Source organism: Streptomyces africanus (genome assembly GCF_002150735.1).
Lineage (GTDB): Bacteria > Actinomycetota > Actinomycetes > Streptomycetales > Streptomycetaceae > Streptomyces > Streptomyces africanus.
The window spans coordinates 109,201-123,625 of the sequence record NZ_MUKA01000075.1 but is presented as its reverse complement, the minus strand read 5'-3'; the positions used below and the strand labels follow the sequence as shown (position 1 = coordinate 123,625).

The following is a 14,425-nucleotide window of genomic DNA, read 5'->3' as shown; positions in this document are numbered from 1 at the left end:
GATCCCGAGACCATGACGCCACAAGTGACGTACGCCACATGGATAGGCGGCAGGTATCTCGGGGCGCGAAACCTTGGTCAGCGCAATGCCTTCGGCGGTGTCCGGTCCGCGTTCACCTTCTCGACCCTTTCCAGTTCGCCCCACACGACGTACCGGTACGTGCTCGTGTACACCGGCGTGCAGGTCGTCAGCGTGATGTAGTGGCCCGGCTTCTTCTTGCCGGACTCCTTCGGGACCTGGGAGAGGACCTTCACGTTGAACTTCGAGGTCTCGGGAAGGATGTCGTAGACCTTGTAGACGTACCACTTGTCCTTCGTCTCGAAGACGATCGGGTCGCCCTTCTTGATCTTGTCGATGTTGTGGAACTTGGCGCCGTGACCGTCCCGGTGAGCCGCGAGCGAGAAGTTGCCGGTCTTGCCCGACATCGGCAGGACCGCCTTGACCGGATCGGTGTAGTACCCGGCGACACCGTCGTTGAGGATCTTGCTCGACGTGCCCTTCTCGACCAGGACCTCGCCGTTCTTCATCGCCGGCACATGCAGGAACCCGATGCCGTTCTTGGTGTCCAGCGCACCGGGGCCGCCGTCGCGGCCGTGGGCCCAGTCGTCACGGACCTTGTCCGCCTGCTTCCCGGCCGTACGGTCGGCGACCACGTTGGTCCACCAGAGCGAGTAGACGACGAACAGGCCCAGGACCAGGCCCGCGGTGATGAGGAGCTCCCCGAAGACGCTCACCGCCATGGCGACCGGGCCGGGACGGCGCCGGGCCGCGGACGGCCGGGACGCCGACGCGCCGGTGTGCTCTTCGTGCTCGGTGTCGGTGGTCGCTGCCACTGGTCATCTGCCCTTAACTGACGAGCGCATCCGGCTTGCCCTTGCTGCGCGGCCGTTCCTCGACCATCTTGCCCCAGACGATCATCCGGTACTTGCTGGTGAACTCCGGCGTGCACGTGGTCAGCGTGATGTAACGGCCGGGCTCGGTGAATCCCGACCCCGGGGGGACGGGGTTCAGGACGCTCGTGTTGCTGGGCGACGTGACCGGCAGGATCGACGCCATCTTGTAGACGTAGTACTTGTCCTGCGTCTCCACCACGATCGGATCGCCCTTGGTGAGCTTGTTGATGTACCGGAACGGTTCTCCGTGGGTGTTGCGGTGGCCCGCGAGCCCGAAGTTCCCGGTCTTGTCACCGGGCATCGCCGTCTTCAGCGCGCCGTCGGCGTAGTGGCCGACCATGCCCCGGTCGAGCACGCCCTTGCTGCTCGTGCCCTCGGCGATCGGCACCACCACGTCCAGCTTCGGGATGTGCAGGATGGCGAAGCCCTGCCCGGGCTCGAAGACCCCCGGGTTGCGCTTGCCGTTCGCCCAGTCGTCCTGGAGGCTGCTGGCCTCCTTGCCGGCCTGCGCGTGCGCCCGCACGTTCGTCCACCACAGCTGGTACGTGACGAACAGCAGCATCAACACACCGGTGGTGATGAACACCTCACCGATCGCCCGGCTGGCCACGACCGCCGGACCCGGCTTGCGCGCCCGCGCCTGCCGCCGCGCCTCGACCCGCGACAGCGGCGCCCGCCGCTCCTCCTGAGCCGGGCCCCGGGCCGATTCCTGAGCCGATCCCTGAGCCGATCCCTGAGCCGAGCGGGCCTCCCCAGCGCCGCCATGACGCCCGTGACGGCCCTTGGCGGCCTTTCTGCGGGCCGCACGGCCCCCGTGGGCGGGTCCGCCGTGCCGTGCCGCGGAAGAGCCCGGAGAGCCGGATACGGCGTCATCGGCCGCGGGCGGCGGCGGATCCGGTATCCGCAACGCCACCGTCTCCTCGTCGGCCGGAGGCAGATACGGCTCGTCCGGGACGGGCTCGTACGACGCCGGGTACGGCTCAGGCGCGAACGGCTGCGGCTCAGGCTCCTGCTGTGACATGTACGGCTGCGGCGCTGACGGCGGCTCCGGCTGCGGATACGGATGCGGCTCCGGCTGCGGAGAGGCACCGTACGCCCCTCCGCCCGGCCACTCCTCGAACGCACCCGCCACCCCGTACGACTGCTGCCCGTACGAGGTGTCGGACTCGCGCTCGGGGCGCAGCGCCGTCACGCCGTGGCCCTGCCCACCACCGGGGCGAGCCCGGCCGACCTCGCCACCGCGCCCTGGTCGCCGCACTCCACCAGCCAGTTGGCCAGCATCCGGTGCCCGTGCTCGGTCAGCACCGACTCGGGGTGGAACTGCACGCCCTCCACCGGAAGTTCGCGGTGCCTCAGGCCCATGACGATGCCGTCGTGCGTCCGGGCCGTGACCTCCAGCTCGGCCGGGACCGTCGCCGGCTCGGCGGCCAGCGAGTGGTAGCGCGTCGCCGTGAAGGGAGAGGGCAGGCCGGCGAAGACGCCCCGGCTGGTGTGCTCGACCAGCGACGTCTTGCCGTGCAGCAGCTCCGGCGCACGGTCCACCACGCCGCCGTACGCCACCTGCATCGACTGCATGCCGAGGCAGACGCCGAAGACCGGCACGCCCCTGGCGGCGCAGTGCCGGACCATGTCGACACAGACGCCCGCCTCCTCCGGGGTGCCCGGACCCGGGGAGAGCAGGACCCCGTCGAAGCCGTCCTGGGCGTGCGCCGTCGACACCTCGTCGTTGCGCAGGACCTCACACTCGGCGCCCAGCTGGTACAGGTACTGGACCAGGTTGAAGACAAAGCTGTCGTAGTTGTCGACGACGAGAATGCGCGCGCTCACTGGTTGTCCACCGTCACATCGTTGAAGGGCAGCAGCGGTTCCGCCCACGGGAAGACGTACTGGAAGAGGACGTAGACCACGGCCACGACCAGGACGAGTGAGATCAGCGCCCTCACCCACGTGTTCCCCGGCAGATGCCGCCAGATCCAGCCGTACATGCCGTCCCTTCCGTCGTACCACGGCACCAGACCCACGCCGTACAGCCACCAGACTAACGGCGCAACGCCTCCGGTTTCCCTGCCTCCACAGGCTGCGTGGAGTCCAGGTGCGCCCAGACGATCAGCCGATGACTGTGTCCCCATTCCGGTTCACACGTGGTCAGCGTCAGATAACGACCCGAACGCGTGTACCCGGATGTACGTGGGACAGGGTCGATCACCTCGATGTCCGAGGGCACTGTTTTGTACGGGCCTTTGTCGATCCGATACGTGAACCAGGTCGTGCCGTCGGTCAGCACCACGGCGTCACCCCGCCTCAGCTGGGGAAAGTCCTTGAAGGGGTCACCGTAGGTGCGGCGGTGGCCGGCGACCGCGAAGTTCCCCTTCTGGCCGAGCTGAGCGGTCTCCGCGTAGTGGCCCAGGCCCTTCTTCAGGGTGCCGGTGCCGGTGCCTTCGAGCACGGGCTTGTTCCACGTGAAACCAAGGCGCGGGATGTACATGATCGCGAAGGGCTTGCCCTTGGCGTAGGGCGCGGGCCTCGCGGGGCTCGCGGAGGTGCCGTCGGCCGGCGGACGGGGCTTGGACCACTCCTTCCGGAGCAGGTCGATCTGGTCGTCCATGACGTCGTCGGCCCGCACGCCGGTCCAGAAGAGTACATAGACGACGAACAGCACGATCACGCTGCCGACGGTGATACACAGTTCGCTGAGGGTCCTGACGATCACACGCACCGGCGGCTCCCCCGGCCAGGCTCTACTCCTCCACGGGCTTCGCGTAGTGCAGATCCACTGTGCCCGAGTAGCCGGGAAGAGTCACCGGCCCGTTCTCCTCGACTTTCCAGCCGAGCCCGTAGACGTTGACGTAGACCATGTAGTTCTGGATCGCCGGGGACGCCGCGAGCGCCTTCTGGAGCTTGCCCGGGTCACCGACCGCCGTGATCTTGTACGGCGGTGAGTAGACACGGCCCTGGAGGATCAGGGTGTTGCCCACGCAGCGCACCGCGCTGGTGGAGATCAGCCGCTGGTCCATGACCTTGATGCCCTTGGCTCCGCCCTGCCACAGCGCGTTCACCACGGCCTGGAGGTCCTGCTGGTGGATGACCAGGTAGTCAGGCTGCGGCTCGGGATAGCCGGGCAGCTTGGCGGTGGCGTCCGGCGGGGCGTCGTTGAGCGTGACCGTGAGCGAATCGCCCTTGAGCTTCTGCGTGCCCGCGCGCTTCTCCAGGGCGGCGAGCTTGTCGTCCTCCGCCTTGGTGCTGCCGTCGTCGCGCTCGGCGAGCGCCTCTATCTCCTTGCGCAGGGTCCCGTTGGTCTCGTCCAGCTCGCCGTTCTCCCGGCTGCGCTCCTGGATGAGGTCGGACAGCTTCAGCAGCGAGGTGTCCGTGCGGATATTGGTGCCCTTGGCGGTGTTGAAGCTGGTGAAGAAAATGAGTCCCGCGAGCGCGAAGACGGCCGCCGTGAGGATCCGCACAGGCCGGAAACGGCGCGCGCGCTCAGGGGTGGATCCCGTCCCGGGGGAGTCGGCAGAATTGCTCAACGTACCCTTATCTCCTTCGGCGCCACGGAAGCACTACGCTAACGGACGCCCGGGGGAGCACTCAGAGTCCCCTTACGCTGCCCCGAGACCGACCCAGTTACCTGCGCGGCCACGCAGCGCATCGACAGGAGAGACCCTCGTGCCGAAGTCACGTATCCGCAAGAAGGCCGACTACACGCCGCCGCCCGCGAAGCAGGCGACCGCGATCAAGCTGAACAGCCGTGCCTGGGTCGCGCCCGTCATGTTGGCCATGTTCCTCATCGGCCTGGCCTGGATCGTCGTCTTCTATGTCACCGACGGGTCGCTGCCCATCGACTCGCTGGGCAACTGGAACATCGTGGTGGGCTTCGGCTTCATCGCCGCCGGATTCGGTGTCTCGACCCAGTGGAAGTAGCGGTCACCGGACGGTGAACGCAGCTCTGCCCAGGGTTGTTCACTGAGTTATCCACAGCGGTTTTCCACAGGTGGAAAAGAAACGACGATCTGTGGATAACTCGTTGAGCGTTGACGCCGGTATGACAGAAGTACCGGAACTCGAAAACTTGTTCGCCCCCTGCCTGACCTGCGAAAATGCCGGTCGGTGACAGGGGGCACAAGTGTTCCCGCACGGTGTGCACAAGATCCGCCACCCGCTGTGGACAACGCTCGCGCTCAGCTGAGCTGGGCCGTCCTCAACAGGGTCAACAGGACGATCACGGCGAGGACCAGCGCACACGTGCCGTACTGGATCAGGGCACGTCGCTCGCGCGGGGCGTGGACCATGGCGTATCCGACGACGACACCGGCGACGAGGCCGCCGATGTGGGCCTGCCAGGAGATGTTGAAGCCCGGGCTGAAGGTGAAGACGAGGTTGATCACCAGCAGCGCGATGATGGGCCGCATGTCGTAATTGCGCTGGCGCATCAGCACGGCCGTGGCACCGAACAGGCCGAAGATCGCGCCGGAGGCGCCCAGCGTCGCCGTGTTCGGGGAGGCCAGCAGATAGGCCAGCGTGCTGCCCGCGAGCCCGGAGACGAAGTAGAGCGCGAGATAGCGCACACGGCCGAGGGCCGCTTCGAGCGGGCCGCCGAGCCACCACAGGCTGAGCATGTTGAACGCGATGTGCCAGATCTCCTGGTGCGTGAACATCGACGTCACCATGCGGTACCACTCGCCTCCCGCCACACCCTGTGTGGGCGTGAAGGGCGCGGGCGGCCAGGCGCCGACCAGGGCGAGGTCGGTCGCGAGCGCCTCATGGGCCTGGATGGCGATGAACACGGCCAGGTTGATCCCGATGAGGATCTTGGTCAGCAGGCGGGGATCGGCGCTGACGGTGCCGCCGGCGATGGTCCGGGGCATGGCGGCCGTGGGCGCGTGCCCGGTGCCGGATCCGCTGCGGACGCACTCGGGGCACTGGAAGCCGACGGAGGCGTTGACCATGCACTCGGGGCAGATCGGGCGCTCGCAGCGGGTGCAGCGGATGCCGGTCTCGCGGTCCGGGTGGCGGTAGCACATGGGGACGCTGTGGGCGTCCTGCGGGCTGCCCGCAGCCTGGTCGTCCATGGGATCCCCTAGGTCGTGATGAGAAAAGCCCGCCCCGCTCATCTTTACGGACGAGCGGGGCGATTGGTTCCCTGCGGGGGCTTCGGCACTCCGCGGGTCTCAGCGGGTCTCGATGACGACCGACTCGATGACCACGTCGTTGACCGGGCGGTCGGTGCGCGGGTTCGTCTGGGCCGTGGCGATGGTGTCCACGACCTTCTGGCTGGCCGCGTCGGTGACCTCGCCGAAGATGGTGTGCTTGCGGTTCAGCCATGCCGTCGGGGAAACGGTGATGAAGAACTGCGAGCCGTTGGTGCCCGGGCCGGCGTTGGCCATCGCCAGCAGGTAGGGCTTGTCGAAGCGCAGGTCCGGGTGGAACTCGTCCTCGAACTGGTAGCCGGGACCGCCGGTGCCGTTGCCCAGCGGGTCACCGCCCTGGATCATGAAGCCACTGATCACCCGGTGGAAGACCGTGCCGTCGTAGAGCCTGTCCGTGGTCTTCTGTCCCGTCTCCGGGTGCGTCCACTCCCGCTCGCCCTGGGCGAGCTCGACGAAGTTCTTGACCGTCTTGGGGGCGTGGTTCGGCAGAAGCCGGACGTCGATGTCGCCGTGGTTGGTCTTCAGGGTGGCGTAGAGCTGCTCAGCCACGATCTGCCTTCCGTTGTCTTTCCGTGACTCCCTGATCCTCGCATGGACGGGGCTCCGCGTCGCCCGACCTCGGGTCACGGGAGGTAAACCGGGCCGACTCGCTCGCGGAAAACCAGTCGAGTAGTCCCGGGTCGGGGGCGCGCGGCGGCGATCCGTGGCATTGTCGACGACAAGCTCCTGTTGAACCCTATTCATCCGCTATTGCAGGTGATCGGCTCCCGATCAGTGTTCGGTCCGCTCTTGATCGGTTTTCGACCGGAGGTGGCCCGGAGCCGGCTGCCGTGACCCGGATGCCCGCCCGCGCATGCCTGGCGGTGCGCCGGGAGGCATGATCCGTAAAAGGGTGGAAAGTCGAAATACCGTACGCCACCGAGGAGGAGGAACCCGTGACCCGCATCGACAGCGTGCGCGCCGCGACTGGTTCGGCGAAGGACAGCGTGCTGCACGCCGCGGAAGTGGTGGCGCCCTACGCCGACACGGCCAAGGACAGGGCCGCGCACTACGCACACGAGGCACGCGTACGGCTAGCGCCCAGGGTGACGCAGGCCGCCGGGCAGGCGCGCGTCCAGTACGGCACCCATGTGCAGCCGTATCTGGAGCAGGCCCGGACGCATGTGCCGCCGAAGGTCGACCAGGCCGCCCATGAAGCCGCCGTCCGCACGCGCAAGGCCGCCAAGCAGGCGGCGGAGTACTCCAGGCCGAGGCTCGAGCAGGCGGTGGCCGCGGCCGTGCCCGTCACGACCGAGGCCGCGGCCCGGAGTGTGGCCGCGATGGCCGCGCTGCGCGGTCAGGTCTCGTCGAAGGAGGTCCAGAAGCTGATCCGCAGGCACGAACGGCGGGCGAGGGCCGGCCGGGCCATGAAGACGCTGGTCGTTCTGGGCGCCGTCGCGGGCGGTGCCTTCGCGGCCTGGAAGTGGTGGGACAAGCAGGCCAACCCGGACTGGCTGGTGGAGCCGCCCGCCGCGACGGAGGTTCCCGAGTCGGGCCGTCTGACCTCCGTGGACGGTAGTGGTGAGTCCGGTCTGGACCCGGAGGTCGAGGCGAAGCAGGCCGAGGATGAGGCCGCCAAGCGCGACGACCGTTCCTGACGTCCGCCGGATCCAACAGCGCGGTGGGGCGGGAGNNCTCCCGCCCCACCGCGCTGTTTCACGTGAAACAAAAGCCCCCCGAACCACGTTTCCGCAGGTCGGAGGGGTTTCCAGAGTGGAGCCTAGGGGAGTCGAACCCCTGACATCTGCCATGCAAAGACAGCGCTCTACCAACTGAGCTAAGGCCCCGGAAGAGGAACATCCGCCCGGAGAAAATCTCGTCCCGGCGAGCGTCGGAGACCAGAGTACCGGGTTACCCCCGTGATTCCGCAAAAGGATTGGGGGTCCCCGTCGCCGACCACTCTCCGTAAGATGCTCGGCGTGGTTCGCTACCGCGAACCGCCGTACTTGGGGAAGCGATGGGGAGACGCAATGGACGCCGCACAGCAGGAAGCCACCGCAAGAGCGCGGGAACTGCAGCGGAACTGGTACGGGGAGCCGCTGGGGGCGCTCTTCCGTAAGCTCATCGACGATCTTGGTCTCAACCAGGCTCGTCTCGCGGGGGTTCTGGGACTGTCCGCACCGATGTTGTCGCAGCTGATGAGCGGCCAGCGGGCGAAGATCGGCAACCCCGCTGTGGTGCAGCGAGTGCAGCTGCTGCAGGACCTGGCGGGGCAGGTCGCGGACGGCAGCGTGAGCGCGGCCGAGGCCACCGAGCGCATGGAGGAGATCAAGAAGTCACAGGGGGGCTCGGTGCTCAGCAACACCACGCAGACGACGAGCAGTTCGGGGGCGCCGACGGTCAAGCGCGTCGTCCGGGAGATCCAGTCGCTGCTGCGCTCGGTCGCGGCGGCGGGCGACATCATCGACGCCGCGGAGACCCTCGCCCCGACCCACCCGGAACTCGCCGAGTTCCTCCGGGTGTACGGGGCCGGCCGCACGTCGGACGCGGTCGCGCACTACCAGTCCCACCAGAACTGACCCCGCCGCCCGGCCGCCGAAGGGGGTTCGGCACCGGGTTTCGGGTGAGGTGACGGTGGCTGCGTCACGGTACGGGCGGACACGAGGGGGCGTGTGCCGCACGGGGGACCGTTCGACGCGAGGGGGACGTGTATCGCTCATCGGGGGAGTCACGGGGCGGCGTGGGCAGTCCCGGGGGCTTTGGGACGCCACGGGGAGTCGTTTCGCCCGTCGGGGAGTCGTCAGGCTCGCCGAGGGGGAAGCAAAGGGGGAGACCACAGGGGGAGGAGCGACGTACAGCCATGGGTGAGGTGTTCGCCGGCCGGTACGAACTGGTCGACCCGATCGGACGCGGAGGGGTCGGCGCCGTCTGGCGTGCCTGGGACCACCGCCGCCGCCGCTATGTCGCCGCCAAGGTCCTGCTCCAGAGCGACGCGCACTCGCTGCTGCGCTTCGTCCGTGAACAGGCCCTGCGGATCGACCACCCCCATGTGCTCGCCCCCACCAGCTGGGCCGCCGACGACGACAAGGTCCTCTTCACCATGGACCTGGTCGCGGGCGGCTCACTGGTCCACCTCGTCGGGGACTACGGGCCTGTGCCGCCGGCCTTCGTCTGCACGCTGCTCGACCAGCTGCTGGCGGGGCTGGCAGCGGTGCACGCGGAGGACGTCGTGCACCGCGACGTCAAGCCCGCCAACATCCTGCTGGAAGCCACCGGTACGGGCCGGCCGCGGCTGCGGCTGTCCGACTTCGGCATCGCGATGCGGCTGGGCGAGCCGCGCCTGACGGAGACCAACCTCGTGGTGGGGACGCCCGGTTATCTCGCGCCCGAGCAGATGATGGGCGCGGATCCGGACTTCCCCGCCGACCTGTTCGCCGTAGGCCTGGTCGCGCTGTATCTCCTGGAAGGCGCCAAGCCGGACAGCAAGGCGCTCATCCAGTACTTCGCCGAGCACGGAACTCCCGGAGCGCCCAAGGGCATTCCGGAGCCGCTGTGGCAGGTGGTGGCCATGCTGCTCCAGCCGGACCCGCAGGCCCGGTTCCGCACGGCCACGGGGGCGCGCAAGGCGCTCGCCGCCGCCGCGGAGCTCCTCCCCGAGCCCGGCCCGGACGACGAACTGATCGAGATCTTCGACCAACTCGGCCCGCTGCCCCCGGGGTTCGCGCCGGACGGCCCGCTGGAGAGAGCGCGGGGTCTGCGGCCGAGGGAGGGCGAGCCGCCCAGCCCGGCGACGGACGAGGAGCGGTACCGTCCGGCTGAGGAGGAACGGCCCCGGCTGGACGCCGCCCCCTCGGGAGACGCGTCGGCGTCATGGCAGGGCCCAGGCGCCGCGGTCGTGCAGCCCGGCCCCGGCCGGCACACCGCCCCGCCGGCCACCCCTGCTCAGACGCCCTCCATGTCGGACACCGGCAGCTTCCACCTGCCGCCGCCGCAGGCCACCGGCACGAACTCCCCCACGCCGGGGCACGACGCACACGCCTTCTCCTCCCCCTACGACCCCACGGACCCGCTGTCCCCGTCGCAGCCGCTTCCCCCGGTGTACCCGAACCACGTCGGCTATCCCAGTCAGCCCCTGCCCCCAGCAGCACAGCAGCCGACGGGAACCTCCACAGCCCCGTACACCACCAAAACCCCGCAAGCCCCACCTCCCGGACAAGTGATTCAGCCCGGCCAGGGCACTTCACGGCACCGAGCACATCGCCCTCCCCGCCGCCCCGGCCCTCCGGCCAAGGTGGCGGTCCCGCTCCTGCTCCTCGCCCTGGCCTGCTACGCCGTAGGGTTCTGGGCCCTGACCCGCATCTGAATCCGGCGGACACCAGTGCGGCGGGTCAGCCGGTACTCCTCCGCCGAGCCACCACGGTCCACACCCCGAGCCCCACCAGCAGCGCGCTCCCGGTGCCGATGCCGCCCACGGCGACGACCCGCATCGCGGCGTCGTCACCCCCGGCCACGCCTTCGGCCGCGGCCTCCCGGTCCTGGTCCGAGACCTCGAAGACGCCCTTCGGCTCGGACTCCCCCACGTAGTCGGGCCCGCTGCGCGGCTCCCCGCTCACCCGGACCCGCAGGGTCATGGGGAACGGCCCGTCCCCGAAGCTGTCGGCGACGCTCTCCGCGAGGTGCGCGACGAGGTAGTAGGAGCCGGCGAAGCGCATCGCACCGACCTGGCCGATCACGGCGTTGCGGTTGGCGTGGTCGACCGGCGGCAGGGGAGGCAGGCTGCCGGACTTCTGGCCGCCGTTGTAGCCGACGCCCACGTCGGCGACGGGGCCGCGCGCCGGGTTGTACAGGTCCAGGTCCAGCGCGTCGGGCGTGTAGCCGGTGCCGCCGGACGCCGAGCTGCCCAGGTCGGCGGTGACCTGGAGCTGCTGGCCCCAGTCGACCGGCACCTCGTAGAAGAGCGTCTGGCCGGGCCGGATGTCGTCCCGCCAGACCCCCTGGTCCAGCGGGGTCGCCCCGGCGAATCCCGCACCGCCCCGGCGGTCCTCGGCCTCCCCCTGGAGCGGCTGGGGCGAGGCGGAGTTCCACACCTCGGGTGCGCTGGTGGGCCCGGTCTTCGCCGTCCGAGGCTCCGTCATGGCGACGAGTTCCAGGTCCCAGGCGCCGGGCGAGGAGCCCTCGCCCTTCGGGTCGACGCGCTCGACGGTCACGTAGTAGGTCCCGGCCTCCCGGCACAGCGGTTTGGTGGGCGAGATCTCGCGTCGGCCCCACGCCGCGATCGGGTGCGGACTGCGGGCGGCGCCGAAGCTCGCCCTGTCATCGGAACAGGAGGTGCCGTCGTCGTCCTGCACGGACACCTTGAGCCCGTCGATGACGGAGACGGTGCTGCCGGGGGAGGGGACGGCGGTGACGGAGACGTACGCGTTCGACGTGGCGTCGAGCTGGAGGCTGTAGCTGACCTTGCCGCTGCTCGGGAGGGAGCTCTTGTAGGCCGTGCCGGGCGTCAGCACCACGGCGTCGGCGGTACTCCTCGCTCCTTTGATACTGCGGGCGTCATCGGCGAAGGCGTACGGGCTCGGCGACTGCGCCGTACCCGACGCCCCGGCGGCGGCCAGGGCGGCCGGTCCGGGCGCCACGGCAGCCGTCGTACCCAGCACCACCGCCACAGCGCCCAGGCGCACGCCCACCGGCGGACGCCGACCGCGCCACGCGCCCGCGCGCCCCCACGCCGTACGACACCGTCCCCTCACGGGCCACCCCTCACGTCACCGGACCGCAGAACCGCCGTGCATCCTCGAACCGTGGAACCGTGGCCCATCCTGCCCCGCCGCCGCGTCCACCGCCCCGCCGTCCGGGCACACACACGAAACCCCGACCGCGAGGCGGCCGGGGTGTGCTCGCTTTGGGATGTCGTGACTCACGAACCCGTGGGCACGGAGTCAGTCGCCTCCGTCCACAGATCCTGCTCGGCGCGATCCGCCTGGATCTGGCGGTACACGAGGAGCCCGCCGATGGCGGCCAGTGCGACCAGGAGAAGCTTCTTCACCGCGCGACCTCGTCTTTCCTTGACGTAGGGGACCTCTGGCGCCCGACTATACACACCGACCGATACCGATCGGTGACCTGCGTCGGACCTCAACTCCCGCCCGGGACACAGCGATAGAAGCGGAGCCCACCGGTCCGGCCGGAGAGTGATCACACGCCGACAGACGGTTACTTCGACCCCTCTCCTCCTAGTTTCTCAGCTTTTCGCCCCTCTTGCGCCCATTCGGGTGGTGTTCATCTGAACATCGATGCGCCACGGGCGTCGGTCCACCACTTCTCGGCCCTCATACACATCATGAGGAAAGTACGCAAATCGCCCAACCCGAAAGTGAGGGGTTATGGCCCGGAACAAGGTCATGAACCTGTGGACCGCCATCGTCACCGCCTTCCTCGCGCTGTGCACGGCGCTCGGATTCGTCACCACGACCGCCGCGGCGGCGGTACCGCAGGACGAGCCGGAGCGCAACAGCGCGCTCATCCCGCAGCAGCGGACGGCACCGGTGACGGCCGCCCTCAGGTCCTTGTCCTACGCCAAGGCCCTGCCCCCCACGATGAAGCAGCGCATCCACGCCGAGGCCCACGGCAAGTCCCCCGGCTGCCGCCACCGCCCGCTCGCGGACACGACGGCGTCACCCACCGCCGACTGCACCGGCGACGACGCCGACGGCGACCCGACGGACCATCTCACTCCGCTGCAGCGCTGACAGCACCGGAACGTCCCGGCGACCCGCGTACAGGCCCGGCGGCTCCTCGGAGCCGCCGGGCCTTCTTCAACGGATCAGCCCCTGGAGAGCGTGACCTGTGCTTCCTGCTGTCCGGTGTCGACCGTCACCGGGTAGTCCCGGTCATCCGCTCGGGCCCTGCTGCGGATCGTCGCGGTACCGGGCTGGAACGCGGTGCCGGGCTCCTGGCTGGTCAGGGTGACCGACCACGGAACGGGCGCACCCGGCGTGCAGGCCACGGTCGTCTGGTAGGACGCGCCCGGCGTCCCCTTTTTCTGGATCTGGAAGACCTGGCCGGCGAGCGAGACGCTCGCGGGCTTGTTGCATGTCACGGTGCCGCCGACGGTGATCCGCCCCTCCGGGACGTCCACCGTGCCCGCGGGGTCGGTGGTCATCCCCATGGCGAGTTCGGCCGGGGGTTCGGGCATGACCGCGTGCACCGCACCGCGCAAGGGCACCGTCGAGCCGTTGCAGTACTGCTCGAAGGTGGCATCGAGTTCGCTGACGTAGCCGTGGGGGCCGACGGCGATGTGCTCGATGGTGAAGGAACCGGAGGTGGTGTTGCACCACTTCTCGGTCCCGTTGTCGGTCCCGCTGAACGCCAGTTCCGGATCCTCCGGCCGGGCGTCGGGCCATTGCTTCGCCCCGGTGTACGTCGTGCCCTCGGTCAGCTTCTGACCGTCGGGGGCGGCGACGTTGAGACGCCAGAGGGTGCCCTGCTCGGCGTCCACCGCGACGGTCAGGCTGTTCCCGTCCGTGCTGCCCTGGACGTCGAACATCTGGACCGCGCCGGCCGTGTACGCGTACGACTGACCGCCGGATATGGGCTCACCCGCGTCGCCGCTGAAGCTCAGCGTTCCCGACGTCGCGCTGTAGGCCTGCGCGGTGCCCGCCAGCGGCGCGACCGCGAGCGCGACGGCCAACGCCGCGACTACCCCCACCGTCCGGGTCAGGACGCGTCTGGGCATGGTGCTTCTCGTCAAAGGTCCCCCCAAGGGAATGTCTCTGGTGAGGCCGACCGGCCTCACTGGAGAAGCGCTGGATTGCCCACAGACGTCACACTGGCCTCAAAAACCCCGCAGCTTCTCCGCCCGCTCACGCGGGTCGTACTCAGAACCGACGCCCTCGACCAGCACGACGTCCCCGTCGATGTGGTCGGTCCGCAGCCGCAGGATCTCCTGATACGCGGGGGACGCGTACCAGGCGCGGGCCTCGGCCAGGCCGGGGAACTCGATCAGCACCATGCTGCCCGGCCAGCTCCCCTCCACCACCTCGGTCGGGGGGCCGTGGATCAGGAAACGGCCGTGAAACGGGTCGAGAGTGTCCTGGATGCGTTCCAAGTACTCAAGGATGTCAGGGTGGTGACGGCGGTCACGTAGGTGCGCAAAGCCATATGCGGGCACGTCCGCTTCCTTCGTTCGCTCCGGTACGACGCCTTGAACGTATCCAGGCGCTCCGTACGCCGCGATTACCTGCGAGGTAAGCGCCGGCCCCTGGCGGCTGATGTCACCCGTAGATGCCAAAGACCCCCGGTCCAAGTGGACCGGGGGTCTTTTCGCTGGTGGGGCTAACAGGATTTGAACCTGTGGCCTCATCCTTATCAGGGATGCGCTCTAACCAACTGAGCTATAGCCCCGCCGCGCTCTGC

The 14,425-nt window shown here is 69.1% G+C and carries 17 protein-coding genes and 2 tRNA genes; 5 read left to right on the top strand and 14 right to left on the bottom strand.

Annotation, left to right across the window (positions count from 1 at the left end):
* Positions 1–77: 77 nt before the first annotated feature.
* Genes CCL05_RS12130 through CCL05_RS12105 form a run of 6 tightly spaced genes read right to left on the bottom strand, consistent with a single transcriptional unit; the run spans position 78 to position 4,414 of the window.
* Positions 78–833, bottom strand: coding sequence for a class E sortase (locus CCL05_RS12130; RefSeq protein ID WP_086560511.1), 756 nt, complete (start codon positions 831–833; stop codon positions 78–80).
* Between the two features lie 13 nt (positions 834–846).
* On the bottom strand, positions 847–2,085 hold the full coding sequence (locus tag CCL05_RS12125; protein ID WP_086560510.1) for a class E sortase: 1,239 nt from the start codon (positions 2,083–2,085) through the stop codon (positions 847–849).
* Positions 2,082–2,720, bottom strand: a complete 639-nt coding sequence (locus tag CCL05_RS12120) for an aminodeoxychorismate/anthranilate synthase component II (RefSeq protein WP_086560509.1) — start codon at positions 2,718–2,720, stop codon at positions 2,082–2,084. Before CCL05_RS12120 ends, CCL05_RS12125 begins: the two co-directional genes overlap by 4 nt.
* Positions 2,717–2,914: a hypothetical protein gene (locus CCL05_RS12115; protein ID WP_039933149.1), complete on the bottom strand. Its 198-nt coding sequence runs from the start codon at positions 2,912–2,914 to the stop codon at positions 2,717–2,719. Before CCL05_RS12115 ends, CCL05_RS12120 begins: the two co-directional genes overlap by 4 nt.
* Before the next feature lie 17 nt (positions 2,915–2,931).
* Positions 2,932–3,609 (bottom strand): class E sortase, encoded by a 678-nt coding sequence (locus CCL05_RS12110; RefSeq protein ID WP_086560508.1) that lies wholly within the window; start codon positions 3,607–3,609, stop codon positions 2,932–2,934.
* Between the two features lie 22 nt (positions 3,610–3,631).
* On the bottom strand, positions 3,632–4,414 hold the full coding sequence (locus CCL05_RS12105; RefSeq protein WP_086560507.1) for a DUF881 domain-containing protein: 783 nt from the start codon (positions 4,412–4,414) through the stop codon (positions 3,632–3,634).
* Between the two features lie 139 nt (positions 4,415–4,553).
* Between CCL05_RS12105 and crgA the strand changes: the two genes are divergently transcribed.
* Positions 4,554–4,808 carry a cell division protein CrgA gene (gene crgA / locus CCL05_RS12100; RefSeq protein ID WP_010032600.1) on the top strand — a complete coding sequence of 85 codons (255 nt, stop codon included), beginning with the start codon at positions 4,554–4,556 and terminating at the stop codon, positions 4,806–4,808.
* Positions 4,809–5,065: 257 nt separating this feature from the next.
* Here crgA and CCL05_RS12095 read toward each other — a convergent pair whose 3' ends face one another.
* On the bottom strand, positions 5,066–5,956 hold the full coding sequence (locus CCL05_RS12095) for a rhomboid family intramembrane serine protease (protein ID WP_086560506.1): 891 nt from the start codon (positions 5,954–5,956) through the stop codon (positions 5,066–5,068).
* Positions 5,957–6,055: 99 nt separating this feature from the next.
* Entirely contained in the window at positions 6,056–6,583 is a 528-nt protein-coding gene (locus tag CCL05_RS12090) for a peptidylprolyl isomerase (protein ID WP_086560505.1), read from the bottom strand.
* A 386-nt stretch (positions 6,584–6,969) separates the two neighbouring features.
* Between CCL05_RS12090 and CCL05_RS12085 the strand changes: the two genes are divergently transcribed.
* A complete protein-coding gene (locus CCL05_RS12085; RefSeq protein ID WP_086560504.1) occupies positions 6,970–7,671 on the top strand; it encodes a DUF5324 family protein in 702 nt (233 codons plus the stop codon).
* A 116-nt stretch (positions 7,672–7,787) separates the two neighbouring features.
* Here CCL05_RS12085 and CCL05_RS12080 read toward each other — a convergent pair.
* A tRNA-Ala gene (locus CCL05_RS12080) sits at positions 7,788–7,860 on the bottom strand.
* A 183-nt stretch (positions 7,861–8,043) separates the two neighbouring features.
* Between CCL05_RS12080 and CCL05_RS12075 the strand changes: the two genes are divergently transcribed.
* A complete protein-coding gene (locus tag CCL05_RS12075; RefSeq protein WP_086560503.1) occupies positions 8,044–8,592 on the top strand; it encodes a helix-turn-helix domain-containing protein in 549 nt (182 codons plus the stop codon).
* Positions 8,593–8,873: 281 nt separating this feature from the next.
* On the top strand, positions 8,874–10,376 hold the full coding sequence (locus CCL05_RS12070; protein WP_086560502.1) for a serine/threonine-protein kinase: 1,503 nt from the start codon (positions 8,874–8,876) through the stop codon (positions 10,374–10,376).
* Between the two features lie 25 nt (positions 10,377–10,401).
* Here CCL05_RS12070 and CCL05_RS12065 read toward each other — a convergent pair whose 3' ends face one another.
* Together CCL05_RS12065 and CCL05_RS46090 are read right to left on the bottom strand one after the other, a co-directional pair.
* Positions 10,402–11,697 (bottom strand): hypothetical protein, encoded by a 1,296-nt coding sequence (locus CCL05_RS12065; protein ID WP_086560501.1) that lies wholly within the window; start codon positions 11,695–11,697, stop codon positions 10,402–10,404.
* Between the two features lie 230 nt (positions 11,698–11,927).
* The gene (locus CCL05_RS46090) at positions 11,928–12,056 is read right to left on the bottom strand and encodes a DLW-39 family protein (protein ID WP_003999697.1); all 129 of its coding nucleotides are present in this window, start codon (positions 12,054–12,056) and stop codon (positions 11,928–11,930) included.
* A 337-nt stretch (positions 12,057–12,393) separates the two neighbouring features.
* Here CCL05_RS46090 and CCL05_RS12055 point away from each other — a divergent pair, with 337 nt between their 5' ends.
* Entirely contained in the window at positions 12,394–12,759 is a 366-nt protein-coding gene (locus CCL05_RS12055; protein WP_086560499.1) for a DUF6344 domain-containing protein, read from the top strand.
* A gap of 74 nt (positions 12,760–12,833) precedes the next feature.
* Here the strand turns inward: CCL05_RS12055 and CCL05_RS12050 are convergent, their stop codons facing one another.
* The 3 genes from CCL05_RS12050 to CCL05_RS12040 all read right to left on the bottom strand — a co-directional run bounded on the left by CCL05_RS12050 (position 12,834) and on the right by CCL05_RS12040 (position 14,413).
* A complete protein-coding gene (locus CCL05_RS12050) occupies positions 12,834–13,745 on the bottom strand; it encodes a hypothetical protein (protein ID WP_086560498.1) in 912 nt (303 codons plus the stop codon).
* Positions 13,746–13,844: 99 nt separating this feature from the next.
* The gene (locus CCL05_RS12045; protein WP_086560497.1) at positions 13,845–14,180 is read right to left on the bottom strand and encodes a DUF1330 domain-containing protein; all 336 of its coding nucleotides are present in this window, start codon (positions 14,178–14,180) and stop codon (positions 13,845–13,847) included.
* A gap of 156 nt (positions 14,181–14,336) precedes the next feature.
* Positions 14,337–14,413, bottom strand: a tRNA-Ile gene (locus CCL05_RS12040).
* Between the last annotated feature and the right edge of the window lie 12 nt (positions 14,414–14,425).

Coding starts and splice junctions, on each gene's coding strand:
- CCL05_RS12095 (WP_086560506.1), bottom strand. CDS start 5,956: ATGGACGACCAGGCTGCGGGCAGCCCGCAGGACGCCCACAGCGTCCCC.
- CCL05_RS12075 (WP_086560503.1), top strand. CDS start 8,044: ATGGACGCCGCACAGCAGGAAGCCACCGCAAGAGCGCGGGAACTGCAG.
- CCL05_RS12070 (WP_086560502.1), top strand. CDS start 8,874: ATGGGTGAGGTGTTCGCCGGCCGGTACGAACTGGTCGACCCGATCGGA.
- CCL05_RS12055 (WP_086560499.1), top strand. CDS start 12,394: ATGGCCCGGAACAAGGTCATGAACCTGTGGACCGCCATCGTCACCGCC.
- CCL05_RS12050 (WP_086560498.1), bottom strand. CDS start 13,745: ATGCCCAGACGCGTCCTGACCCGGACGGTGGGGGTAGTCGCGGCGTTG.